This window comes from Nocardia barduliensis, assembly GCF_013315795.1.
Classification (GTDB): Bacteria; Actinomycetota; Actinomycetes; order Mycobacteriales; family Mycobacteriaceae; genus Nocardia; species Nocardia barduliensis.
The window spans coordinates 1-24,312 of sequence record NZ_JABLTE010000092.1 but is presented as its reverse complement, the minus strand read 5'-3'; the positions used below and the strand labels follow the sequence as shown (position 1 = coordinate 24,312).

20 protein-coding genes are annotated in these 24,312 nt (G+C 70.1%); 10 read left to right on the top strand and 10 right to left on the bottom strand.

The annotated features are described in order from the left end of the window. Positions 1-87: 87 nt before the first annotated feature. From eno to HOV91_RS29740, 6 genes are all read right to left on the bottom strand, one after another. Positions 88-1,374, bottom strand: coding sequence for a phosphopyruvate hydratase (gene eno, locus HOV91_RS29770; protein WP_174188631.1), 1,287 nt, complete (start codon positions 1,372-1,374; stop codon positions 88-90). Between the two features lie 114 nt (positions 1,375-1,488). Continuing rightward, positions 1,489-2,214: a lytic transglycosylase domain-containing protein gene (locus HOV91_RS29765; RefSeq protein ID WP_174188630.1), complete on the bottom strand. Its 726-nt coding sequence runs from the start codon at positions 2,212-2,214 to the stop codon at positions 1,489-1,491. A gap of 82 nt (positions 2,215-2,296) precedes the next feature. Then, on the bottom strand, positions 2,297-4,213 hold the full coding sequence (locus HOV91_RS40260) for an ABC transporter ATP-binding protein (RefSeq protein ID WP_312884813.1): 1,917 nt from the start codon (positions 4,211-4,213) through the stop codon (positions 2,297-2,299). Then, positions 4,210-5,037 (bottom strand): ABC transporter permease, encoded by an 828-nt coding sequence (locus HOV91_RS29750; RefSeq protein WP_174188629.1) that lies wholly within the window; start codon positions 5,035-5,037, stop codon positions 4,210-4,212. Before HOV91_RS29750 ends, HOV91_RS40260 begins: the two co-directional genes overlap by 4 nt. Continuing rightward, complete coding sequence (locus tag HOV91_RS29745; RefSeq protein ID WP_312884812.1) at positions 5,034-5,963, bottom strand: ABC transporter permease; 930 nt, start codon at positions 5,961-5,963, stop codon at positions 5,034-5,036. The genes HOV91_RS29750 and HOV91_RS29745 overlap by 4 nt, the downstream gene beginning before the upstream one ends. After that, entirely contained in the window at positions 5,960-7,477 is a 1,518-nt protein-coding gene (locus HOV91_RS29740; RefSeq protein WP_174188628.1) for an ABC transporter substrate-binding protein, read from the bottom strand. The genes HOV91_RS29745 and HOV91_RS29740 overlap by 4 nt, the downstream gene beginning before the upstream one ends. A gap of 322 nt (positions 7,478-7,799) precedes the next feature. Between HOV91_RS29740 and HOV91_RS40255 the strand changes: the two genes are divergently transcribed. The 6 genes from HOV91_RS40255 to HOV91_RS29710 all read left to right on the top strand — a co-directional run bounded on the left by HOV91_RS40255 (position 7,800) and on the right by HOV91_RS29710 (position 15,111). Next, positions 7,800-8,957, top strand: coding sequence for a TauD/TfdA family dioxygenase (locus tag HOV91_RS40255; protein ID WP_174188627.1), 1,158 nt, complete (start codon positions 7,800-7,802; stop codon positions 8,955-8,957). Then, positions 8,929-9,939 (top strand): ornithine cyclodeaminase family protein, encoded by a 1,011-nt coding sequence (locus HOV91_RS29730; protein WP_174188626.1) that lies wholly within the window; start codon positions 8,929-8,931, stop codon positions 9,937-9,939. Before HOV91_RS40255 ends, HOV91_RS29730 begins: the two co-directional genes overlap by 29 nt. Before the next feature lie 43 nt (positions 9,940-9,982). Next, on the top strand, positions 9,983-11,329 hold the full coding sequence (locus HOV91_RS29725; protein WP_174188641.1) for an alanine racemase: 1,347 nt from the start codon (positions 9,983-9,985) through the stop codon (positions 11,327-11,329). A gap of 33 nt (positions 11,330-11,362) precedes the next feature. After that, entirely contained in the window at positions 11,363-12,394 is a 1,032-nt protein-coding gene (locus tag HOV91_RS29720) for a PLP-dependent cysteine synthase family protein (RefSeq protein WP_174188625.1), read from the top strand. 79 nt (positions 12,395-12,473) lie between these two features. Beyond that, on the top strand, positions 12,474-13,877 hold the full coding sequence (locus HOV91_RS29715; protein ID WP_174188624.1) for an MATE family efflux transporter: 1,404 nt from the start codon (positions 12,474-12,476) through the stop codon (positions 13,875-13,877). Between the two features lie 280 nt (positions 13,878-14,157). Further along, positions 14,158-15,111: a phosphodiesterase gene (locus tag HOV91_RS29710; protein ID WP_174188623.1), complete on the top strand. Its 954-nt coding sequence runs from the start codon at positions 14,158-14,160 to the stop codon at positions 15,109-15,111. Here HOV91_RS29710 and HOV91_RS29705 read toward each other — a convergent pair. Next, complete coding sequence (locus HOV91_RS29705) at positions 15,059-16,522, bottom strand: stealth family protein (RefSeq protein WP_174188622.1); 1,464 nt, start codon at positions 16,520-16,522, stop codon at positions 15,059-15,061. The genes HOV91_RS29710 and HOV91_RS29705 overlap by 53 nt on opposite strands. Positions 16,523-17,028: 506 nt before the next feature. On the opposite strand from HOV91_RS29705, the gene HOV91_RS29700 reads away from it, so the two are divergent. From HOV91_RS29700 to HOV91_RS29690, 3 genes are all read left to right on the top strand, one after another. Beyond that, on the top strand, positions 17,029-17,484 hold the full coding sequence (locus HOV91_RS29700) for a flavodoxin domain-containing protein (protein ID WP_174188621.1): 456 nt from the start codon (positions 17,029-17,031) through the stop codon (positions 17,482-17,484). A 133-nt stretch (positions 17,485-17,617) separates the two neighbouring features. Further along, positions 17,618-18,103 carry a hypothetical protein gene (locus tag HOV91_RS29695; protein WP_174188640.1) on the top strand — a complete coding sequence of 162 codons (486 nt, stop codon included), beginning with the start codon at positions 17,618-17,620 and terminating at the stop codon, positions 18,101-18,103. A 65-nt stretch (positions 18,104-18,168) separates the two neighbouring features. Continuing rightward, on the top strand, positions 18,169-18,744 hold the full coding sequence (locus HOV91_RS29690; protein ID WP_174188620.1) for a TerD family protein: 576 nt from the start codon (positions 18,169-18,171) through the stop codon (positions 18,742-18,744). Between the two features lie 70 nt (positions 18,745-18,814). Here HOV91_RS29690 and HOV91_RS29685 read toward each other — a convergent pair whose 3' ends face one another. The 3 genes from HOV91_RS29685 to mfd form a co-directional block, all read right to left on the bottom strand. Next, positions 18,815-19,135, bottom strand: coding sequence for a hypothetical protein (locus tag HOV91_RS29685; protein ID WP_174188619.1), 321 nt, complete (start codon positions 19,133-19,135; stop codon positions 18,815-18,817). A 51-nt stretch (positions 19,136-19,186) separates the two neighbouring features. Then, a complete protein-coding gene (locus HOV91_RS29680) occupies positions 19,187-19,828 on the bottom strand; it encodes a nucleoside triphosphate pyrophosphohydrolase (protein WP_246351121.1) in 642 nt (213 codons plus the stop codon). A gap of 158 nt (positions 19,829-19,986) precedes the next feature. Next, a complete protein-coding gene (gene mfd, locus HOV91_RS29675; RefSeq protein WP_174188617.1) occupies positions 19,987-23,598 on the bottom strand; it encodes a transcription-repair coupling factor in 3,612 nt (1,203 codons plus the stop codon). Between the two features lie 272 nt (positions 23,599-23,870). On the opposite strand from mfd, the gene HOV91_RS29670 reads away from it, so the two are divergent. Further along, positions 23,871-24,164, top strand: a complete 294-nt coding sequence (locus HOV91_RS29670; protein ID WP_174188616.1) for a DUF1330 domain-containing protein — start codon at positions 23,871-23,873, stop codon at positions 24,162-24,164. Positions 24,165-24,312 lie beyond the last annotated feature (148 nt).

Sequence of the window (24,312 nt, the reverse complement as noted above, 5' to 3'; positions counted from 1 at the left end):
ACGCCTTCGGTCTCTGCTTCGCGGTACTGCCGGGGCCCTGCGTGGTTACGCACGCTACTCCTCAGGGCCCTTCGCTCCTACCGCAGGTCAGCCTTCGAACGCGAAGCGGGGGAACGCGACGTCGCCCGCGTAGCGCGCGGAATCGCCCAGCGCGTCCTCGATGCGCAGCAGCTGGTTGTACTTGGCCACCCGCTCGCTGCGCGCCGGGGCGCCGGTCTTGATCTGGCCGCTGCCCACCGCGACGGCGAGATCGGCGATGGTGGTGTCCTCGGTCTCGCCGGACCGGTGCGACATCATCGTCTTGTAGCCGTTACGGTGCGCCAGCTCCACCGCGTCCAGCGTCTCGGTGAGCGTGCCGATCTGGTTGACCTTCACCAGCAGCGCGTTGGCGGCGCCCTTGGCGATGCCCTCTTCCAGGCGCTCGGGGTTGGTGACGAACAGGTCGTCACCGACCAGCTGCACCTTGTCGCCGATCTGGTCGGTCAGGGTGACCCAGCCGTCCCAGTCGTCCTCCGACAGCGGGTCCTCGATGGACACCAGCGGGTAGGCGCCGATCAGCTCGGCGTAGAACTGCGCCATCTCCTCGGCCGAGCGCACGACGCCCTCGAACTTGTAGCCGCTGCCGGTGGTGTAGAACTCGGTGGCCGCCACGTCGAGCGCGAGCGCCACGTCGCTGCCCAGCTTCAGGCCGGTCTTGGCGATGGCCTCGCTGATCAGGTCGAGCGCCACCTTGGTGCCCGCCACGTCGGGTGCGAAACCGCCCTCGTCACCGAGGCCGGTGGCCAGGCCCTTGGCCTTCAGCACCGCCTTGAGGGCGTGGTAGACCTCCGCGCCCCAGCGCAGCGACTCCTTGAAGGTGGGCGCGCCGATCGGGGCGACCATGAATTCCTGCACGTCCACGCCGGTGTCGGCGTGCGCGCCGCCGTTGAGGATGTTCATCATCGGCACGGGCAGCACGTGCGCGTTCGGGCCGCCGAGGTAGCGGAACAGCTCGAGACCCGAGGACTCGGCGGCGGCGCGGGCCACCGCCAGCGACACGCCGAGCAGGGCGTTGGCGCCGAGCCTGGACTTGTCCTGGGTGCCGTCCAGGTCCAGCAGCACCTGGTCGACGGTGCGCTGCTCCACGGCGTCCAGGCCGATGACGGCGGGCGCGATCTCGTCGAGCACGCCCTCGACCGCCTTGCGCACGCCCTTGCCGCCGTAGCGCTCACCACCGTCGCGCAGTTCCACGGCCTCGTGCTCGCCGGTGGACGCGCCGGACGGCACGGCCGCGCGGGTCAGGGTGCCGTCGTCGAGAGCGATCTCGACCTCGACGGTGGGGTTTCCGCGCGAATCCAGGATCTCGCGAGCTCCGACCTGTTCGATGATGGCCACGAAAACGACACTCCTTCGGCTGCTGACACGGTTGGTCTCACGGGATGGGCCGTGCGCTGCGAGCCTATCGTCCCGCCCGCGCGGCGGGTAACCGGCACTCCGGGGACCGGCCGATCACACCCGGCGTCCGACGCTGTAGCTCGCGGCCCGGTCACGCACCGTCAGCAGGTATTTGTGCGACTGGTTGTAGGTGAGCAACGCCCGCTGCCAGCCGTGCTCGGAGGTGAGGTCGCCGCCGCTGGCGCACAGGTATCTGGCCGCGGTGAGCGCCGCGTCGTCGATGCTCTGCGGATCGGCGACGCCGTCGCCGTTGGCGTCGACGCCCCAGCGCTTCCAGGTCTCCGGGATGAACTGCAGCGGGCCGACGGCGCGGTCGTGCACCGGGTCGTTGTCGAGCGCGCCCCCGTCGGTGTCCTCGATCAGCGCGACGCCGGGCGAACCGTCCAGCGGGATGCCGATGATCGCCGGGCGGACCGAGCCGTCCGCGCCGACCTGCGCACCGCGATGGGTGCCGTGCTTGCTCTCCACACTCGCGATGCCCGCCAGCGTGGTCCAGGCGACGCCGCAGTCCGGGCGGGCTCTGGTCATCACAGCCGCCGCGTAGCCGTAGGCCTCCAGCGCGATAGACGGGATATCCAGCCGATCGGCCTGCTCGTCGGCCCAGCCGCGCAACTGGACGGCGGTGCGGCCGGGCGCGTCCAGGTCGATCACGGGCAGCGGCGTGCCCGGTCCGGGCGGAATGCCCTCCGGGATCGGGGTGCGGTCGATTCCGCAACCGGCGAGCCCGAGAATCACCACGACGGCGGCCGAGACGCCGATCTTTCGCAACACCCTTTCCATGATCCAGATGACGGCGAGTGCCCTCGGTGATCCGGTGACGGAGTCCACCGCGTGTCGGGTGCGCGCATGACGTGCGCCCGGCTCAGACGAGCAGTTCGCCGGTGGCGTCGTGGGCCGGCGCGGCGAGCACCGTCGCGGTGTGACCGGATTCGACGATGCGCCCGTGATCGAGGACCAGCAGCGCCGGGCAGTACTCGGCGACCAAGGCCAGGTCGTGGGTGATGATCAGCAGGGCGGTGCCGCGCTCGGCCCGGATCCGGTCCAGCAGGCCCATGATCGCCGCCGCGGTGGTGTGGTCGAGGGCCGAGGTGATCTCGTCGCACAGGAGCACGGCGGGTTCGGCGGCGAGGGCGCGGGCCAGCGCCACCCGTTGACGTTGTCCGCCGGACAGCTCGTGTGGGTAACGGTCGGCCAGGTCGGCGGACAGCTCCACCGCGGCGAGCAGTTCGGCGATCCGGCGCGGTAGGTCCCGGCGCGCGACGCCGCCGATCCGCCGCAGCGGGCGGCCGAGTGTCTGCGCCACGGTGCGGCGCGGGTTGAGCGCGGACCTGGGGTTCTGGGTGACCAGCTGAATACCGCCCGCGCCGTAGCGAATACGCCTTCTCGCGCCGACGGCGATCCGCTCCCCGCGCAGCTCGAGCAAGCCGGTCGCCGAACGGTGCAGACCCGCGATCACGCGCGCCAAAGTGGTCTTGCCCGCGCCCGACGCGCCCACCACCGCGAGCGCCGAGCCAGCACCCAGGGCGAGGCCGATATCGGCGAGCACCTGCTGTCCGTCGATCGAGGCGCTGACGCCCTCGGCGCGCAGCACGACCTCGTCCCGCGTGCGGTCGCCGGTCGCGTCGGCCGCGGACTCGTGCCCGTTGCGGGCGGGTGGCAGGGCATAGGCCCTGGCCGCGCCGATGTCTCGGCGGGGACCGACACCCGTCCGGCCACCAGTACGCGCTGGACCACTGTGGGCCGAACCGATTCCGGCGGGAGAACTCGCCTCCGTATCCCGGCCCTCACCCAACGGAGACGAGGCGAATTCGGACGGCTCGAAGTCCCGCACGGTGCGCTGCTCGTGACGGTCCGCCGAACCGGTTTCCTCCGGGCGGAATCCGCCGGTGCGCGACACCCCTGCGGTGGCGTCCGGCATCGGCACGCGCTCGGCCCGAGCCCCGAGCGCGGGACCGTCGCCCGAGCGCGCGGGCAGCGTAGCCGACGGCCGCTTCACCGCCCGAGCGCCGAAAGTAGGTGCCGGAGTGCGTGTTTCCCGCTGCCCACCACGTAAGGACGCCGGATGGACCGAGCCGAGTTCGACCACATCGTCCGCGATCGAGTGCACCAGCGCGGTGTCATGACCGGACAGCAGGATCGCCGCCGACCGCTCGCGGGCGAGGGCCGCGAGCTGTCCGGCGATATCGGTGCGCAGCGCGCCGTGCAGTCCGGCCAGCGGCTCGTCGAGCACCAGCACGCCGGGGCGGCGGATCAGCGCCCTGGCCAGGGCCACCCGGCGCTGCTGGCCGCCGGAGAGTTCCCCGGGGCGACGGCGCAGGTACTCCGTCGAGAGGCCGACCAGCGCCAGCGTGTCGGTCAGCGTGGCCTCGGACGCCTTCGGCGCCACCTCGCGCAGCAGAGCGCGCACGCGCAGCAGCGGGTTCAGCGCGGAACCCGGATCCTGTCCGACGTAGGCGATGTGCTGCCGCCGGAAACGTCGCAGCGCAGCGGCGTCGAGCGCCAGCACATCATGTCCGGCGACCGACGCCGAACCCGTCGCGCGCGCCGAGGCGGAGGGCAGCTGTCCGAGCAGCGCCCGCATCACCGTCGTCTTGCCCGAACCGGACGGGCCGGTGAGCGCCGTGACCGTGCCCGCGGGGATCCGGAACGTCACGGGACCGGCCAATCGCCGCCCGTCCGCGGCGAGCACGGTGAGATCACCGACCGCGACGAGGTCGCCGGGCACCGGTCGGGCGTGATCCGGCTCCGCCGTCCCGCCTTCGCGCTTCGTGACGCTCACGTTCCCTCCCGCTCCCCTCGTCCGATCGCCGACACCGCCAGGTTCACGCTCACCGCGACGATCGCGATCGCGAGACTCGGCGCCAGCACCGCCCAGGGATTGAGCAGCAGCCCGGAGGCGTTCTCGCGCACCATGACCGCCCAGTTGCTCGCACCCAGCGTCGTGGGCAGTTGCAGGAAGGACGCGGTGCTGACCAGGTAGACGCCCGCGACGAAACGCAGCCCCAGCTGCGTCGTCCATACCGCGCGCAGATTCGGGATCACTTCCCGGAACACCAGATGCGTCAGCGACTCACCGGCCGCTTGCGCGCTCTCCACGTATCCGGTGGCCGCTACCCCCGCCGCGGCGGCCGTGAAGATCCGCGCGCAATAGGGAACTCCGAACAGCAGCGCCAGCACGATCAGCCCGAGGCTGCCCGCGTCCGGCCACGAGGTCAGCACGAGCAGGATGCCGAGTACCGCGGGAATGAGAATGAAGAAATCGGTGCCGAGTTCGATCCACGCGCCGATCCGTGGCCGCAGCGCCGCGACCGCGCCGAGCACGCAGGACACCGCGGTCACCAGCACCGCGATCACCGCCGCCACCAGCAGCAATCCCCACCCGCCGTAGAGCAGCTGGCTGAGCACGTCGCGGCCGAGCCGGTCGGTGCCCAGCGGCGCGCCGTCGCCGGGATCGCCGAACGGGATGCCGATCGCCCGCTCGGCGGGGTGGGGCGCCAGCGTCGGCCCGAGCGCCGCCAGCAGCGTGACGACGAGGGCGGGAACGACGATCAGCAGGCCGAGCCGGCGCCGGACCGGACGCGCGAGGTCGATCGACGTCGTCATCGCCGCCCCCGCAACGACCAGCTGCGAATGCCGTCGGCGACGGCGAGCACGACCATGATGACCACCCCGGACAGCGCGACCACCGCGGCGACCACCGAGGTGTCGCGGTCGGCCACCGAGCCGGCCAGCACCGCGCCGAGACCGGGGTAGTTGAAGATGGTCTCCACCACCAGTGCCCCACCGAGCAGCATGCCGACCGTGGTGGCGAAGCTGGCGACGATCGTCGGCAACGCGAACGGCAGCACGTGCCGAGCCAGCACGACGCGGCCCGAAAGCCCGTCCAGCACCGCGCTTTCCACGTGCGGGGCCAGCGCCGCGTCGGACAGGGCGGCGCGCACCACCCTGGTGTTCCAGCCGATCTGGGGCAGCGCGAGCGCGAGCACCGGCAGCACCAGCATCTCGGCGCCGGTCGGGAACCCGGACCGGCCGGTGATGGTGACCGCGGGCAGCCAGCCCAGCGCCAGCGCGAACACCAGGATCAACACCGTGGCGATGACGAATTCCGGAATCGCCACCGCCGTGGTCGTCGCCGGCTGCAACACCCGCGCCGCCGCACCGCCCGGACGGGTCGCCCACCACGCGCCGAGCGCGAGCGACGCGAACACGGTCAGCGCGAGCGCGAGCCCGCCGAGCAGCAGGGTGGGCGGGAACTTGTCCGCCAGGAGGTCGTCGACCGGACGCCCACGCGCGGTCCGCCCGAAATCGCCGGTCGCGACGCCCGCAATCCAGTCCCAGAACCGGACCGCCAGCGGACGGTCCAGTCCGAGTTCGCGTTCCTTGGCCGCGATCTGCTCCGGGGTGGCCTCCCGGCCGAGCACCGCGCGGGCGGTGTTGCCCGGTAGCAGGTCGACGGCGACGAAGACACAGGCCAGTAACGTCACCAGCAGGATGACGCGCCGTAGCAGGAGTCGCGCGAAGGAGATCACCCGGCCAGCCAGGCCCTTTCCAGTTGCACGCGGGCGAACCCGCCCAGGGTGGGCAGATCGCGCACCCGGGAGGCGGCGATGTCGATGCCGTCGGCCATGCCCCAGACGAGGTAGCCGCCGCGCTCGTATTGGATGCGCTGCAACTCCTGGGCGGCCTGCTTGTACTCCGCGTCACTGTGCGCGGCCAGCGCTTTGGCGGTGGCCGCGTCGAACGCCGCGTCCTTGAAATCGGTTTCGTTCCGGTTCGATCCGCTCGACAGCAATTTGCTCGCGAAGAAGAGCGTGGAATCGTTGGTGCCCCACGAAATCGTGTACAGCGGCGCCTTCAGCCAGGTCTGGTCGTAGAAGGCGTTCGGCTCCTGGGTGACCACGTCGAGCCGGACGCCGATCTCGGCCAGCTGGTTGGCGATGACCTTGGCCGATTCGACTTCGCCCGGCGCCTCTGCCTTGGTGACCAACGGGTAGCCGCGCCCGGTGTCGAAGTTCGCCTCGCGCAGCAGCGCCTTCGCGCGGTCCACGTCGCGGGTGCGCTGGGCGAGGGAGCGGTCGTAGAGCGGGTCGCCCGTGCCGAGGATGTCGTTGGCGACCGTGCCGTAGCCGGAATGCACCTGGTCGACCAGGGCTTTGCGGTCGACGCCGAGGCGCAGCGCGGCGCGCACCCGCGCGTCGGCGAAGGGACCGTCGGAGGTCCGCATGGCGACGCCGACCACCGTGTCGTTCGGGCGGCGCACGACCGTGAGGTCGCCGCGGCCCGCCGCGGTGCGGCCCGCGATGGCGCCGACGTTGGACGCCAGGTCGATCTGCCCGCCGAGCGCCGCGTTGCCCAGCGCGGTCACGCTCTCGAACATGGTGACCTCGATGGCGTCCAGCAGCGGCGGCGTGCCGTGCCACCGGTCGTTGCGCACCAGCCGGGCGTTGCCGCCCTGGTAGGACTCCAATCGGAACGGTCCGCTGCCGATCGCCGCGGTGAAGTCGGTGGTGTCCTTCTTGACCGTGAAGGTCATCAGGCGCACCAGCAGCGGCAGTTGGGTATTCGGCTCGGGGACCGCGAGGACCACCCGGTTGGGTCCGTCGGCGGTGATGTCCTCCACGGCCACCGGCATCTTCGACGCGCCGCCGACCGTGCGCAGCCTGCGCAGCGACCACACGACGTCCTGCGAGGTCACCGGCGATCCGTCGTGGAAGGTCGCGTTCTCCGCCAGGGTGAAGCTCCAGCGTTTCCGATCGGCGTCCGGCTCCCATCGGGAGGCCAGTCGGGGCACGACATTGGGGTCCCCACCCGGCACGGTGAGCGCGTCGTAGACCAGGGAGGCGATCAGGAAGTCGCTGTCGTTGCTCAGGTTGGCGTGCGGATCGCGTTCGATGCGCGCCGCGGTGCCGAGCGCACCGACCCGCAGTGTGCCGCCGCGCCGGGCGGATCCGGGCGAGTCGGCGCCGTCGGAACACCCGGCTACCAGCAGCACCGCGCCGACCCCGAGACCCGAGCGCAGCAGTTGCCGTCGATTCAAACCCATTGCACTGCCTTCTTTCCTGAACCCAGGCACTGCGATACCCGCGCACCAAGTACTGATCAGGACAGGCTAGCCTAATGCATCCCGCGACTCGCCGATACCGGCACCGAAACGGCAGCGCAAGGGCGTACCGGCCGCAAACCTTCCGAGACGAGCTTTCCGATCTCCCCCAACCGGCGACTTCGGCCGGGCGGAAGTTATACGATTCTGCTATTTCTTTGTCGACTCGCTTAGGTAAGCCTTGCTTCACTCGGCGGGAACGGCTACCTTCGCAATACCAGTCGTCACCCCTGCTTTTCGAACCGATGCGAAGAAGGGATACCCGGTGAAAAGCGTTCTCTCCGAACGTAAGACGCTTCACCCTTTAGACCTCGAACGGCGCGAATTCTCCGCGGAAGCGGGCCATGCGGTGCGTGCCCTCGCCAGAGAGATCTCCGCCACAGTCGATCTCGCCCTGGCCGATCCGGCCGCCGCCGCGCGCACCCTCGCCGATCCCGCGCTCATCGAACGGATCGAGGCAGGCGTCGCGGAACTCCCGGCCGAGGTGCGCCACGCCATGCGCCCGCCCGCCACCACGGCCGGAGCCACCGTAGTCGGTCGACTTCCTCTGCAGGACAACGAATTCGGTCCCACGCCCCCGAGCTGGCGGGAGGCGGCGCGCTGGAGCGGCGATCCGGCTCGGCGCGCGCGCTCCTTCGAACTCGACGTGACCATGCTGCTGCTCGCGCGCAGCGCGGGTGAGCCGTTCGGCTGGCAGGGCCAGCAGGACGGACGGCTGGTCAACAACATCGTTCCCGCGGCCGGTCACGAGCACGAGCAGTCCGGGGCCAGCAGCAGAGTACTGCTGAGTCCGCACACCGAGGACGCCTTCCACCCGCGGCGCGCCAACCTGCTGATGCTCGGCTGCCTGCGCAACCCGGACTCCGTCGGGACCACCGTATCGTCGGTGCGCCGGATCGAACTCTCGGCCAGGCAGCGCGAATTGCTCAGCACTCCCGCCCTGCCGATCCTGCCGGACGTCTCCTACGGCGACGGACACGAAACTCGTTCCGCCGCTGCTGTTCCCACCTTGTGGAGCGCGGCTGGCGCGGATGAGCAGACCCTGCGCTACGATCCGGCATACACCCCGCTCGCGGAGGCAGGCCCCGAATTCCGCGCCGCCTACGAACAACTCACCGCGGAGCTCGAACGCGTCTGTGTCACCGCCGCGCTCGAACCCGGCGAGCTGTTGCTGGTGGACAACGACGTCGCCGTGCACGGCCGGGTGCCGTTCACCGCCCGGTACGACGGCACCGACCGGTGGCTCAAGCGAGTGAACATCCGGCTTCCGGAACGACGTCGCCGCGCCGAGGAAGCCGACGAGAATGGCTACGGGCAACAAATCGTGGCCCCGTTCCGAGCGGCGAACGCCTCGCCGGTCGAGAGCGGCACTGCTGAGCGGGATGCGGTACGACATGATCGAGGATCCTTTGAGCACGCGTGACCGAAGCACACCCCTGCGGGTGTTGAGCCGCAGCGACCTCGCCGACGTGCCGATCACACCGGCCGCGGTGGTGCGCGCGGTGGAAGAGGCGTATCTGGCCTTCGCGGCGGGCGATTCGGACAACCCGCGCAAGCTCAGCGTCGCGAACCCGGACGGGTGGTCGGTGGCCTACGCCATGCTCGGCCGGGACGGCCGCAGACGCGTTGTGGCGATGAAGACCTCCTACAAGTTCGACCCCGGTCACGACCGCAGCACGAAGCGGTACTACACCACCATCACGCTCTACGACGACTCCACCGGCGCGCCGATCGCGATGATGGACTGCGCGCGAGTAGGCGCGCTGCGCACGCCCGCGGTGTCGGCCCTGCTGGTGCGGGAGACCGTGCGGCGCGGGGCGGAGAGCGTCCTGCTGATCGGCACCGGAACCCAGGGCCGCAACGCGCTTCCGCATCTGCTCGCCGCGAACCCGCAGCTACGCAAACTGATGGTCTACGGTACCCACCGCGAGGGGCTGGAAGCCGTGCACCGCGTGCTCGCCGAACACCATCCGCACGCACTGCTCGAGACCGTGGCCGATGCGCGCGAGGCAGCCGCGGCCGCCGATGTCGTGCTGGCCACCGCGGGCCCCGCCACCGAGGTCGCGCTCGAAATCGGCGACCTCGCACCGGGTTCGGTGGCCGTGCTGGTCGGCTACGGGCTCGCGCCATCGACGCTGACCGGCGCCGACCGGGTGATCGCGACCAGCGCCGAGCAGATGGCGCTGACCGGCACCGACATGGCCGGACCGGACGGCACGCTGCGCGCCGTGGACGCCGAGCTGCCGCAGATCCTCAATCGCCGAGCGGTCGCGCGGCGCTCGGACGAGGAGCGGATCTTCGTCTACAACAGCGGGCTCGTACTGACCGATATCGCGGTGGCCCACGCGCTGGCCGAGCGGGCGATCGCGGAAGGCCGGGGTACGGAGGTGCCGCTGTGGGACTAGCGCGCGGAGGCACACGGTGAACCTGGAACACGCGAGCATCGCCATGGAACCGGGTGGGCAGGCGCACGATGCGATCGGCGCCGCCCCGATGCCCGCGCATCTCGATCCGTGGGAGCGCCGCCTGCTGGCCGATCCGGACCTGCTCGGCGACCTCGCCTTCGCGATGGGCGGCCCGTTCCATGTGATGTACCCGGCGCGGGTGGCGCACAACATCCGCGCCTTCCACGCCGCCTTCGCCCACGCGGGCGTGCACGGCACGATCTATTACGGCAAGAAGGCCAACAAAGCCGCGTGCGTCGCGCGGGCGTGCGCGGAACACGGCGCCGGCGTGGACGTCGCCAGCGTCGGCGAGCTGACCGCCGCGCTGGCGCAGGGCGTCCGCGGTGACGAACTCATGGTGACCGGACCGGCCAAGGCCGACGACCTGCTCTGGCTGGCCGCCCGGCACGGTTCGCTGCTCGCCGTGGACGATCTCGGCGAGCTGGACCGGCTCGCCGCGCTGGCGTCACCCGGGGCGCCCGCGCGCGTGCTGCTTCGCGTGCTGCCCGCTGCCTCGGCCAGCCGGTTCGGCATGACGTCCGGCGAAATCGAGGACGCGCTCGCGGTGTGCGGCGGTCACGATTCCCTCCGCCTGGAGGGGTTCAGTTTCCACCTGTCCGGCTACGACGCGGTGGCGCGCGCGGAACTCGCGGGCGCGCTGATCGCGCGCTGTCTGCACGCGCGCACGCTGGGGCATCCGGCCACCACCGTGTCGATCGGCGGCGGCTTCGGCGTCGACTACGTGGCGGCGGAGGCCGCGACGAAGTTCACCGCGGAAGTGGGCAGGCAGTGGTTCCACTCCGGGAAGTCCTTCGATTCCTACTACCCGTATCACTTTCCGGCGCCCGGTGCGGCCATGCTGGCCCAGATCCTCGAATACGAGGATCTCGCCAGGCGACTGCGTGACAACGCCGTGCGCCTGGCGATCGAACCGGGACGCGCGCTGCTCGCGCACGCGGGGTGCACCGTCTTCCGCGTACAGGGCAGCAAGACCAGGCATGCGCACGGCAAGCCCTACCGGTTGCTCACCGTCGACGGCACCAGCCTCAGCCTCTCCGAGCAGTGGTTCGACAGCGAGTACCTGCCCGATCCGCTGCTGTGGCCCACCCGGCCTGGCGAAGTCACACCCACCAGCGTCGGCGCGGCCACCTGCCTGGATTCCGACATGCTCAGCTGGCGCCGGGTGCCGCTGCCCCGCCCCGCCGAGGTCGGCGACCTGCTGATCTACCCGAATACCGCCGGTTACCAGATGGACTCGAACGAGTCCCCCTTCCACGAGCTCCCCCTCCCACCGAAAGTCGTGCTGCACGACGCGCCCGGCGACCGCTTCCGCTGGACCCGCGACAGCTGACCCGACTTCCCCGACACGAACCAGGAGATAGCAATGCCGCTCGTCACGCGCGTGACGGATCTGATCGGTCGCACGCCGCTGTTCGAGCTCGCGGCCACCGCGACGGGCACCCGCCTGCTGCTCAAGCTCGAGCAGTTCAACCCCACCGGTGCGGCCAAGATCAGGATGGCGCGCGAGATGGTGCTCGACGCCGAGCGTCGCGGTTTGCTGCGCAGTGGCGGACATATCATCGAATCCACGTCCGGCAACACCGGGCTCGGCCTCGCGGTAGTTGCCGCCGAACGTGGGTATCGCTTCACCGCGGTGGTCGACCATCACGCATGTAAGGACAAACTGCGGGCGATGCGGGCAATGGGTGCGGAACTGGTGTACGTCGCCGACGAGGACGACGACAACCTGGCCACCTCGGCACGGGAGGACCTGGCCGAGGCGATGGCGGCCGAGCGCGACGACGCCTTCTTCACCGAGCAGCACAACAACGACGCCAACGCGGTGGGCTACTACGCCGTGGCCGAGGAGTTGCTCGAAGACGTCGATCGGGTCGACATCCTGCTCTCGGCGGTGGGTACCGGAGGTTCGCTGTTCGGCACCGCCACCCGGCTGCGCCAGCTCGGCTGCGTTCCCTACGTGATCGGCGTCGAGCCGGTCGGCTCGATCGCGTTCGGCGGTCCGGGCGGCCCGTACTGGCAGTCGGGCACCGGCACTCCGCCGGGCGCCACCATCGGCACGGCGGTGGATTACTCGCTGCTGGATGAAGGCGTCAAGGTCACCGACGTGGCGGCGTTCGCGACCGCGCGCGCCGTCGCGGCCGAACTGGGCCTGATGATCGGCGGCTCGGCGGGTGGCTCGGTGCACGCCGCGCTCACCCGGCTCGAGCAGTTCCCCCCTGGTTCCACCGTGGTCACCATCGTGTGCGACGGCGGGGAGAAGTACTTGGACACGGTGTTCGACGACGAGTGGATGACCGCGCGCGATCTGCTCGACCCCGACGCCGAACGCGAGGTCGCGGACATGCTGCGGCGCTACACGCCCGCCGCCAGGAACACGCTGGTGGAGGCGCGGTGAATTCCGGACGTTCGTACCGGGCGGCGCTGCCGCTGCCCCCGCGCGGGGCCACCCGCCCGCCATCCGCGAAGGAGGACCGGTGATCCTGACGAGCTTCCGCGGCGACGGCGGGCGGCTCACCGCCCTCGCGACGCCCATCGCGCTGACCCAGCTGGCCCAGATCGCGGTGTCCACCACCAACATCGCGCTGATGGGCACGCTCGGCGTGCGGCAGGTGGCCGCGGGCGGGCTGGCGATCGTGCTGTTCAACCAGATCCGCACCATGTGCGTCGGCTTGATCACCGGCAGCGGCAACCAGATCGCCACCGCGGTGAGCGCGGCGGGCAAGCGCGGTGAATCGCCGGATCCGGAGATCCGCGACCTGCTGCGGTCGAGCTTCGTGATCGCCACCGTCGCCGGGCTCGTCGGCGGCGCGGCGCTGATCGGGCTGGGCTGGGTGCTGCCCTGGCTCGGGCAGGACCCCGGAGTGCTCGCCGACGCCCGTCCCCTGATGGTGGCGCTCGCCCCCGGCCTGCTGCCCTGCCTGTGGTTCCAGGTGCTGCGCCAGTACACCGTCGGCATGCAGCGCCCCCAGGCGCTGTTGCTGGTGACGCTGGGCTCGGTGGTGCTGAACCTGCTGCTGGCCCTCGGCTTCATCCACGGCATGGCCGGGCTGCCCGAACTCGGCCTCACCGGTATCGGTGTCGCCACCTCGCTGGTGTTCCTGATCACCTTCGGCGTGTTCTGGGCGATGGTGTGGCGCGACGAGGAACTCGGCCGCACCCTGCCGATGTCCCCGCTGCCGGTGCGGTGGACGACGATCCGGGCCGAACTGAAACTGGGCACGCCGATCGCGCTGACCTACGGCTCCGAGGCGGGCATGTTCTCGGTGCTCGCGCTCGTCATGGGCAGCATCGGACCGGCGGCGCTGGCCGCGCACAACGTCGTCTACCAGATCATCTACATCGTCTTCCAGGTCGCGATCGGTCTCTCACACGGTGCGTCGATCCTGGTCAGCCACGCGGTGGCGCGCGACGAGCACGCGCACGCCCGCGCGCTGGCCTGGCTGGCGCTGCGCCATGCCGCGGTGGTCGCGGCGGTGACCGGCGCGGTGTACGTGGTGGCTCCGGATCTGGTGCTGCGCCCCTTCCTGGAGTCCTCCGACACCGACACCATCCGGATCGCGCACACCCTGCTGCTGATCGGCATCGTGCTGCAGTTCTTCGACGCGGCCCAGAACATCGGCACCGGCCTGCTGCGCGGCCTCAAAGCGACCAACGCGGGCTTCCGGCTGTCGCTGATCGGCTACTGGGGCGTCGGCCTGCCCGTCGCCCTGCTGCTGGCCTATCCGGTCGGCCTCGGCGCCGCGGGCGTCTGGTGGGGTCTCACCGCGGGCCTGGCCACCACCGCGGTCCTCATGCTGCGCCGCTATTTCGCGCTGCTCGACGGCATGGAGCGGGAGCGTCCGCGCCTGCTTCCGGAAACCCTCACCACGCCCAGCTGACCGGCGGCCCACCGCCACGCATCGGCCCTCGTTCCCGTTCCGGACCGCATCCGGAATCGGAACGGGGGTCGAGTGCATGTGGACGCCCTGCGGACCGCCGACGCCCGCGGTCAGTGACCAATCCCACAGCGGCCGACGTTTCCCCAGCTTTCGACACCGAAACCTCACCTTCCCGCAAGCGTGTCTTCATCAACTGTCGGGAAACCTGTCCGTAACCGACGCTATCGTGGCGACGGAGCCAAGCCAATGGCGGGCAAACCGCCAGGAGGAGTTCGGTCCGGTGTCCATCACCAGAGTCGCGGAGTACCCGCGTCCGGATCACGTGTTGTTCCACTTCAGCGACACACATCTCATCGCGGGCGACGACCCCCTGTACGGCGATGTCGACGCCGACCTGCGGTTACGCCAACTGCTCGAGCAGGCCGCGGCGAGCCGGATCCGCCCGACCGCGATCGTGTTCACCGGCGACCTCACCGACCGGGGCGAGCCCGCCGCGTACGCCAAGCTGAAGTCGATCGTCGAGCCGTTCGCCAGAAGTTTGCAAACACCCATCGTGTGGGTCACCGGCAATCACGACGACCGCGCCGCCCTCCGCGCCCGCCTGCTCGGCGAATACCCGACCACCTCCCCGCTGGACCGGGTGCACGTGGTCGACGGACTGCGCATCATCGCCTTGGACACCTCGGTCCCCGGGCACCACCACGGGGAGATCTCCGACGACCAGCTGGAATGGCTGCGCTCGGTGCTGGCCGAGCCCGCGCCCTTCGGCACCATCCTGGCCATGCACCACCCGCCGGTGCCGTGCGTGGTCGACCTCGCCGTCACCGTGGAGCTGCGGGATCAGCGCAGGCTGGCCGACGTGCTCGACGGCAGCGACGTGCGCGCCATCCTCGCCGGGCACCTGCACTTCTCCACCAGCGCGACCTTTGCGGGCATCCCGGTCTCGGTGGCGTCGGCCACCTGCTACAGCCAGGATCTCGGCGTGGCGACCGGCGGCCTGCGCGGCCGGGACGGCGCGCAGGCCTTCAACTACGTGCACGTCTACCCGGACACCGTGGTGCACTCGGTGGTGCCCATCGAGCGCGGCCGTACGGTCGGCGTCCCGGCCACGCCGGAGGAAGCGCAGCGGCGGCTCGCGGATGAGGGCATCGTGATCCCGCCCGCCGGGCGCATCCCGCACGTCATGCGGCGCCCGGCGTCGACTCCGGAATCGGACGACGAGGCGGTGTACTGAGCCGCTCCCACGGCGCCGGGTCGGGGAAGTACCCGGCCAGGAACTCCGAGACGATCCGCACCCGCTCGGACTCGGCGACCTCGGGGAAACTGCCGTCGTTGAGGCAGAAGAAGTCGACGTCGCGATGGCGAGCGAGCCCGTCCAGCAAAGACAAGCCGCTGTAGCTGGTCGTGTCGACGTAGCGCGCCCGCGCCGCCTCCTGCGGCACCGCCCGGCCGGTCAGCATGGCGTAGTAGTGATACAGCGAGTTGGTCACCGAGATGTCGGTGGCCGCCCGGAACCGGCTCGCGCTCGTACGCGCGAAATCCGCGGCGAATTCCTCTTCCATCTCCAGCAGCACGCTGCGCCGCAGCGGCGCGGGCGTGTGCTCGAGGTGCCGGGTGATGACGTGACCGAAGCGATCGGCCAGCAGCGCCCGGTTCACCCGCGCGGCGTTCTCGAAACCGCTGCGCCGCTCGTGGTTGCGGCCGGGACCGATCCGGGTTTCCGCTTCGATGAACCGGCTCACCCCGGCCGGGGTGAAGAACATCGACGGACGCACCGGCCGTGCGAAGAACATGTCGTCGTTGGCGTACAGAAAGTGCTCGCTGAGCCCCTCGATGTGCTGCAACTGGCATTCCACCGCGTGCGAATTGAACACCGGCAAGCCGCTCACGTCGCGGAAGTGGTCCACCGCGCGCACCACGGTCACCTTCGGGTGCGCGGTCAGCCAATCCGGCGGCGTGGAGTCGGTCGCGATGAAGATCCTGCGGATCCACGGCGCGTTCTTGTGCACCGACCGCAGGGCGTACTTCAGCTCGTCGATCTGCCGGATCCTGGCGTCGGCGTCGTCGCCCTCGCCGACCACGACCTGCGCCAGCATCCCGGCGCGCCGGGCGCGGAATTCGGGGTCGGAACCGTCCACCCAGGAGAACACCAGGTCGATGTCGAAACCGACGTCACTGGTCTGCGGCGCGAACATGTCCACCAGGGTCGGCCAGTTCCGGTCGAACAGCCGTACCTGCGTGCGCTGGACGTCGGCGAGGTCGAACACCTCCCGGGTCAGCGCGTTCGGGCGCGGGCAGGTCACCGTGTCGCCGTGGTACTCCCACAGTTCCAGCTCGACGTGATGCGCCGGATCGTGGTCGCGCCCGAGCCGGAATATGTTGTGCCGCAACTCCACACAGGAGAATCCCGCCGACATCGCGGCGGCGGTCACCCGGCGCACCATCTGGCGGTGCGCCGCGTCGGCCGCGAGCACGAGCCGGTGGCCGCTGTCGCGCACGAGCAGGAACGGCACCTCCGCCGCCGCCAGCTCCGCGCGCAGGTACCCGAGATCCGCCATCATCGTCGCGGACACGGCGAGATTGCTCGCCATGCGCCGCGTCACCATCTCCACCGCCCCTGAATTCACTGCTCCCCTGTCCACCATCACTGTCTCCACATCCGTCGATCCGCCGGTTTCCGAGTCGTCCGGGGCACCGCGCCGAGCCGTGAGTCCGCCGATGACGAGGCATCGGCGAGAGATGACCGCGCTCGGCGCGGTGACATTCAGAAATGGGGAAGGGTGCCGAAGCGGGTGCGCGAATTGATCACCTGGTATGCAGACGACTGGTAGACCATTTCGTTTTCACCTCACTCACGGCCGGACGCGCGAAGCGTCATGGTTGGAAGCGCTGCCTTCGTGCGGGAACGAGCAAGGCACGGGTGCAGTCGCGAGCCGGACGGTCATCGGCCGGCGGGAAAGTGGTCTGCCCAGAAAACACCGGGCACCACTACGAATGATGCAACGCGCCGGAGATTCCGTCAATCGGCGCTGCTGAACTGCCCGTGCCCTTCCGCTGCCGCCGGCTCCGCGCCGGAGGGCAGGGGCATGGCACACCCGGGGCTACACAGTTAGGATAGGCTCACCATATTGCCTGGAGAAAGGTTGCGCCGGTGCGTGTCGTCATCCTGTTCGGAACCGAGATGGGTACCGCGGAGTCCGCGGCGGACAGCATCGCCGAAGAGCTCCGCGAGGCACACGACGTCTCGGTGCACGATATGACGGACTTCGACATCGCGGACCTGGACCCGCGCCACTTCCACGTCGTCGTGTGCTCGACCTACGGCGACGGCGACATACCGACCGGCGCGGAACCCTTCTACGACGCGCTCGACCGCCACCGCCCGGCATTGCACGGCCTGCGGTTCGCCGTGTTCGGGCTCGGCGACACCGTTTACGGCGACACGTTCAATCGCGGCGGCGAGATCATCGCCGAGCGACTCGTCGAGTGCGGCGCCACCCAGGTCGGCGAGCACGCGCGGCACGACGCGTCGACGGAGATCCGCGTCGCCGACATGGCTCGGGAATGGGCCGCCACACTCGACATCCCCACGCTGGTCTCGGCCTGACCGCCGCCTGCGGAATAACGCCGAAGTGGTCCGGACAAACTGCACAGCGCCAGCGAACAAGTGGCGCAGCACCTTAGACTGCTATCAAGCGCGGCACAGCCCGCCGCGCTCGACGATCCATGAGGTGACGAAGATGGCAGCCGGAGCGAGCCCCGCCCAACGTCAGCACAACTCGACAGATCATCCCGAGCTGGACGTGCTTCCGGAATGGCCGCTGGAAACGATCGGCGTGCTGGTGACGACCGATCCCGCGCCGCACGCGATTCCGGTCTCCTGGCCCGTGCGGGCCGGTGATCGGCGGATTCTGCTGAGCCTGAAGTACGACCGCGGCTCCCTGGCCCGGTTGCGCGAGCATCCCGAAGTGGCGCTGCTGATCCTCGGCGGCGGCAACGTGGCGATGTGCGCCAGGGGCACCGCGCACGTGGTCGCCGAGCAGATGCCCGGCGCCGACGACTATGTCGCCGTCCGCATCGACGTCGACGTGATCGATGACCACCGCCAGTCGGCCTTCGCGGTCGTGCAAGGCATTCAGCGCACGGTGCTCGACGACGAGAGCGAACTGCGCGCGTTGCAGAGCCGGGTCAGCACTTTGAAATCCTGGGCAGACCACCAGAACTGAATCAGCCCGGCGGCACCGGGCAGCAAAGAAGAGGCGGCACCGTCCGTGCCGCGCGGAAGGGGATCATGAGCGTCACACTGGCCAAAGGCGGCAACGTCTCGCTGTCGAAGCAGGCGGCGAATCTCACCAAGGTATCGGTGGGGCTCGGCTGGGACGTGCGTACCACCACCGGCGCCGACTACGATCTCGACGCCAGTGCGCTGGTCTGCGGACCGAATCTGAAAGTGCTGTCCGATCAGCACTTCATCTTCTACAACAACCTGCGCTCGCCCGACGGATCCATCGAGCACACCGGCGACAATCTCACCGGCGCGGGTGAAGGCGACGACGAGGTGATCAACGTCGACCTCACGGCCGTGCCGCCGGAGATCACCAACGTCTTCTTCCCGGTCTCCATCCACGACGCCGACGCGCGCGGCCAGTCCTTCGGCCAGATCCGCAACGCCTTCATCCGTGTCGTGGACGCGAGCACCGGCGCCGAACTGACCCGCTACGACCTCTCCGAAGACGCGTCCACCGAAACGGCCATGATCTTCGGCGAGCTCTACCGCCACAACAACGAGTGGAAGTTCCGCGCCATCGGCCAGGGCTACGCCTCCGGCCTTGCGGGCATCGCCCGCGACTACGGCGTCAACGTCTGAGCGTTCGAGTCGGCCACGGCTGCCGGTCGATGGGGAACATCCCGCACGGCCTGCCGTGGCCGATCCGACGTCAGCCGCAGCAGACCGGGTCGTCGCAGGGGTCGCCGACTTCGCTGCCGTATGCGGTCAAGTGCTGAATGGGCGCCACGACCTGTGTGGTTGTGTGGGGGTCGAGGGTGGGTGCGGCGGCGCTCGGACGGCCCCAGGTGGGCGGGGTGGTGTCGATGTCGAAACGGGGCGTGCCGTCGATGAACAAGGTCCACAGGGGGTGGTCGGGGAAGCCGTTGAGCCGCAGGACCCACCATCGGCCGTCGACGTGGGCGGCGACCGGGAAACGGCCTATGCCGGTCCGGTGCCACTGCGGTCGCGCGTGGAGTTCGGGGTAGGGCATAGTTCCAGTGTCCCGGATCCAGCCGTCGCGCACAGGTGGACCCGTTTCGGCCTACTCGTTCTCCTCCGGCCAGAAGGCGCGCCAATCCTCGGCAGTGAGGGGAAGACGCTCGCCGCGGCTCTTTTCCGCCGCGTCTTCGGTCGCGCGGATGGCGGCGGCGAAGCTGAGCGTCGCTTTGCGGAGACGTTCTTCGGCGCTATCCGGCCCGCCGAGATGCACGACACGCAGCGCCTCGGGAACGAGATCGGAAGGCAGACCCGCTTTGGTGCTGCGGGAAATGATCTTCTCGGCGAGCGCGAGAGCGGGTTGCGCCATGGCGATGCCGTCCAGGCAGGAGCGGCGGGACTTCTCGGCGGATTTGCGTTCCTCCCAAGCACGTTCCTGGGCGGCGATCTTCTCCGCCACCGACGCGGACGGGTCGATCGCGGCGTCCACCAGGTGCGGACTGCGGTTGACCAGCTTGGCGACGAGCGCGGCGGCGACGTCGTCGACGGTGAACTCGCCCGCAGCCTCGGCGATCCGGGAATGGAAGAGCACTTGCAACAGCAAGTCGCCGAGTTCCTCCTTGATCGTCTCGGCATCGCTGTGCTGGATGGCGTCGAGCAGCTCGTAGGTTTCCTCGAGCAGGTAAGGGCGCAGCGAGTCGTGGGTCTGGGTGACCTCCCAGCCCCCGAAGTGCCAGAGACGGTCCATGACCTCGACCGCCCCCGCCAGGCCGGCCGCGACCACCGCCGTGTCCGTGCGCGGCACCGCGTCGCCGTTCGGCGCGGCGCGATCCACGCCGTCGGCCCTGCGTTCGGCGGCGCGGTGCCGGGCAGCCCGCAGGACGGACTCGTCGCGATCCGCCGAACTCATCGGGGAGCCATCTCGGCGGCGACGGTGAGATCGACCGCGCCCTGCGCCTTCCCGTCCAACGCCAGCAGCAGATCGGCCACGAACTGCAGCAACACCACATCCCGGACGCGCTCGGCCCCGACGCTGTCCTCCACCCGCGGCAACGGCAGCTGCACCACCCCGGACGCGGCGCGGTAGCCCGCGCTCGGGTAGAGCCGCTTGAGACGCATCTGCTTGGAGTCCGGCAGATGCAGCGGCGAGATCTTCAAAGTGGTTCCGGTGACCGCGATTTCGGTGACCTGGTACTCGCGGGCGAGCAGGCGCAGCTTGGCCACCGAGACCAGGCGCCCGACCTCGACCGGCACTGGGCCGTACCGGTCGACCAGCTCGTCGACGACCAGCGCCAGCGCCGAATCATCCTGCGCGGCAGCGAGTTTGCGGTATGCCTCCAGGCGGAGCCGGTCGCTGGCGATGTAGTCCGGCGGGATGTGCGCGTCGACGGGCAGGTCGATGCGCACCTCCTTGACCTCCTCGGTGGTGATCGGCTTACCGTCGGCGGCGGCGCGATACGCCTCGACCGCCTCGCCGACCAGGCGCACGTAGAGATCGAAGCCGACGCCCGCGACATGCCCGGACTGTTCGGCGCCGAGCACGTTACCCGCGCCGCGGATCTCCAGGTCCTTCATCGCGACCGCCATGCCCGCGCCGAGATCGGAGTTCTGCGAGATGGTGGCCAGCCGGTCGTAGGCCGTCTCGGTGAGCGGCTTCTCCGGTGGATACAGGAAGTAGGCGTAGCCGCGCTCCCTGGAGCGCCCGACCCGGCCGCGCAGCTGATGCAGCTGCGAAAGCCCCAGCGCGTCGGCGCGTTCCACGATCAGCGTGTTGGCGTTGGAGATGTCCAAACCGGTCTCGATGATCGTGGTGCACACCAGCACGTCGTATTCGCGCTGCCAGAAGCCCTGCACGGTGGACTCGAGCGCGTCCTCGTTCATCTGGCCGTGCGCCACCACCACCCGCGCCTCCGGCACCAGATCGCGAATCCGCTTGGCCGCCTTGTCGATCGAGGACACCCGGTTGTGCACGTAGAAGACCTGGCCGTCGCGCAGCAACTCGCGCCGGATCGCGGCGGTGACCTGCTTGTCGTTGTAGCCGCCCACATAGGTGAGCACCGGGTGGCGCTCCTCCGGTGGGGTGAGGATGGTCGACATCTCCCTGATCCCGGCCAGGCTCATCTCCAGGGTGCGCGGGATCGGGGTCGCCGACATGGTGAGCACGTCGACGTGCGTGCGCAGCGCCTTGATGTGCTCCTTGTGCTCCACACCGAACCGCTGCTCCTCGTCGACCACGACCAGGCCGAGGTCCTTCCAGCGCACGCCGGTCTGCAGCAGGCGGTGCGTGCCGACCACGATGTCCACGCTGCCGTCGGCCATCCCCTCCAGCACGGCGCGCGCCTCGGCCGGATCGGTGAAGCGGGACAGGCCCTTCACGGTGATCGGGAAGCCCGCGACCCGCTCGCTGAAGGTCTGCAAGTGCTGTTGGGCGAGCAGCGTGGTCGGAACCAGCACCACGACCTGCTTGCCGTCCTGCACGGCCTTGAATGCCGCCCGCACCGCGATCTCGGTCTTGCCGTAGCCGACGTCGCCGCAGACCACGCGGTCCATCGGGACCGGCTTCTCCATGTCCGCCTTCACCTCGGCGATGGCGGTCATCTGGTCGACGGTCTCGGTGAACGCGAACGCGTCCTCCATCTCCTGCTGCCACGGCGTGTCCGGCCCGAAGGCGTGGCCCGGCGCGGCCTGGCGCGCGGCGTACAGCTGCACGAGCTCGCCCGCGATCTCGCGAACCGCCTTGCGCGCCTTGCGTTTGGTGTTGGCCCAATCCGAGCCGCCGAGCTTGGACAGGCTGGGCATCTCACCGCCGACGTAGCGGGAGAGCTGATCGAGCGACTCCATCGGCACGAACAGCCGATCGCCCGGCTGGCCGCGCTTGCCCGGCGCGTACTCGATCACCAGGTACTCGCGGCGGGCACCGCCCACGGTGCGCTCGATCATCTCGACGAACTTGCCGATGCCGTGCTGGTCGTGCACCACCATGTCGCCCGCGCTCAACGCGAGCGGGTCGACCTGGTTGCGGCGCTTGGCCGGCATCCGCTTGCCCTCGGCAGGGGCGGTGACCCGGTTGCCGGTGAGGTCGGACTCGGCGACGACGACCAGACCGGCGTCCTCGAACACCAGACCGTCGTGCAGCGAACCGCACAGCACACCGACCACGCCGTCGTTCGGCTCGGCGCCCTGCTCCAGCGCCGCGGCGGGCACCTCGGCATCCGCCAGCCTTTCCAGAATGCGCTGTGCCGTGCCGTGACCTGCGACGACCACGACGGCCCTGCCGCCGGTGGCGACGTGGGCGCGCAGCGAGGCGAACATGGTCGCGACCAGTTCGTCGGACCCGCGCGCGGCCGGGCCGGGCAGCACCGGCAGCACGACCTCCGACGCGTCGCCGGAGGTGAGCGGGCTCAGCGTCCACCAGGGCAGACCTTGCCGTTCGGCGCCGGCCTGGACCTCCGCCAGCGGGCGGTAGGCCGAGGCGGCCAGGTCGAGTCCGTGCCCGCCGAGCGGCGCGGCGCCGCCGAACGAGGCCGCGGTCCAGGATGCCTCCAAGAATTCCTCGCCGGTGCGCACCAGGTCGGCGGCGCGGGTGCGGATCTTCTCCGGATCGCACAGCAGCACGTGGGTGCCCTCGGGCAGCACCTCGGTGAGCAGGCGCAGCTGCCCGGGCCGCAGCACCGGCAACAACGCCTCCATGCCCTCGACCGGAATGCCCTGCGCCAGCTTCTCCAACATCTCCACCAGCGCCGCGTCGGCCGCGTTGGCGACGGCGACCTCGGCCGCCCGCTCCCGCACCTGCGAGGTGAGCAGCAGTTCCCGGCACGGCGGCGCGACCACCACGTCCACCGTCACGTCGGGCAGTGAGCGCTGGTCGGCGACGGCGAACGGCCGCAGCTCGGTGACCTCGTCGCCCCAGAACTCCACCCGGACCGGATGGTCGGCGGTGGGCGGGAACACGTCCAGGATGCCGCCGCGCACCGCGAACTCGCCGCGCTTGCCCACCATGTCGACCCGGGTGTAAGCGAATTCCACCAGGCGGGTGAGCACTTCGTCGAAGTCCAGCTCGGCGCCGACCCGCAGAACGATCGGTTCGATGTCGCCGAGCCCGTCGGCCATCGGCTGCATCAGCGACCGCACCGTGGTCACCACCACGCGCAGCGGGCCGGGGAAATACGGGTCGGCGGGGTGCGCGATCCGGCGCAGCACCTCCAGCCTGCGCCCCACCGTGTCCGCGCCCGGCGAGAGCCGTTCGTGCGGCAGCGTCTCCCAGGACGGGAACTGCGCGACCGCGGGGCCGAGCATCTCCTCGAGCTCGACGGTCAGATCGTCGGCCTCCCGCCCCGTCGCCGTCACCACCACCAGCGGCCGCGCGGCCGCCACCCGCGCCGCGACGAACGGGCGCACCGCCGACGGTGCGACCAACTCGACCGACGAGGTGCCGATCAGCTCCGCGACGGTTCGTAGCGAGGTATCGGCACCGGCCGCGGCGGCCAGTCCCGCCAACGGGGGGCGGTGGGTGGACATCGACAACTCCTGAGCGCAGGCGACACGGTTCGAGCGGCCAACCGAGTCTAGTTAAGCGAGCCACTCGTTTTTGCAGCGCCTGCGGCGACATGGGTCAGCGGCGGCCTCCGGCGTGTGCCGAAGCGACCGTCCATCGCTGGGCGTTCGGTCGGCTCGCTTGCTCGAAACCTGTGCGCGGGCCGATACGGCCGGTTGTGGTCGTGGGTGGACGCGGGTGGACGCGGCGCTAGTGCGGTCCAGGTTCGATTCGCTCGTCCTGCCCGGACTCGCGTATGCCCGCTTACGTCACTGTCGAAGCCGAGGTCTCGGACCAGGAAGTCGGACCAGCGTACTGGCGGCTGGCCGAGCCGTCGATCCGCCAGTACGGCGGACGTTATCTCGCCGCTACCGTGCCAGAGGCGATCGAGGGTGACCGGCCCGCCGCCCGGCCCGCGGTGGTACTGGAGTACCCCGACCTGGACCGAATCCGGACGTGGTACGACTCCCCGGAGTACCTGAAGGCGCGAGAACTGCGGACCTCCGGCGTCCAGGTGCGGATGGTCTTCGCCGACGGCGTCCAGCAGTAGCCAGACCGACCCCCGCCGTTCACGGCCCGATCGCTACGCAGAGAAGCTCACGAAGTCCACCCACAGAACCAGCGCTGTCGAACGCAGCGCCCCGATGACGAGCCCAGCGCACCCACCCACCATTACACGAAAAAGGCCCACGAAATCC

What these genes read in the sequence shown, in the direction of transcription:
- HOV91_RS29765 (WP_174188630.1), bottom strand. Translation starts at nt 2,214, where the DNA reads ATGGAAAGGGTGTTGCGAAAGATCGGCGTCTCGGCCGCCGTCGTGGTG.
- HOV91_RS29750 (WP_174188629.1), bottom strand. Translation starts at nt 5,037, where the DNA reads ATGACGACGTCGATCGACCTCGCGCGTCCGGTCCGGCGCCGGCTCGGC.
- HOV91_RS29740 (WP_174188628.1), bottom strand. Translation starts at nt 7,477, where the DNA reads ATGGGTTTGAATCGACGGCAACTGCTGCGCTCGGGTCTCGGGGTCGGC.
- HOV91_RS29730 (WP_174188626.1), top strand. Translation starts at nt 8,929, where the DNA reads ATGATCGAGGATCCTTTGAGCACGCGTGACCGAAGCACACCCCTGCGG.
- HOV91_RS29725 (WP_174188641.1), top strand. Translation starts at nt 9,983, where the DNA reads ATGGAACCGGGTGGGCAGGCGCACGATGCGATCGGCGCCGCCCCGATG.
- HOV91_RS29720 (WP_174188625.1), top strand. Translation starts at nt 11,363, where the DNA reads ATGCCGCTCGTCACGCGCGTGACGGATCTGATCGGTCGCACGCCGCTG.
- HOV91_RS29705 (WP_174188622.1), bottom strand. Translation starts at nt 16,522, where the DNA reads ATGGTGGACAGGGGAGCAGTGAATTCAGGGGCGGTGGAGATGGTGACG.
- HOV91_RS29695 (WP_174188640.1), top strand. Translation starts at nt 17,618, where the DNA reads ATGGCAGCCGGAGCGAGCCCCGCCCAACGTCAGCACAACTCGACAGAT.
- HOV91_RS29690 (WP_174188620.1), top strand. Translation starts at nt 18,169, where the DNA reads ATGAGCGTCACACTGGCCAAAGGCGGCAACGTCTCGCTGTCGAAGCAG.
- HOV91_RS29685 (WP_174188619.1), bottom strand. Translation starts at nt 19,135, where the DNA reads ATGCCCTACCCCGAACTCCACGCGCGACCGCAGTGGCACCGGACCGGC.
- HOV91_RS29680 (WP_246351121.1), bottom strand. Translation starts at nt 19,828, where the DNA reads ATGGACCGTCTCTGGCACTTCGGGGGCTGGGAGGTCACCCAGACCCAC.
- mfd (WP_174188617.1), bottom strand. Translation starts at nt 23,598, where the DNA reads ATGTCCACCCACCGCCCCCCGTTGGCGGGACTGGCCGCCGCGGCCGGT.
- HOV91_RS29670 (WP_174188616.1), top strand. Translation starts at nt 23,871, where the DNA reads ATGCCCGCTTACGTCACTGTCGAAGCCGAGGTCTCGGACCAGGAAGTC.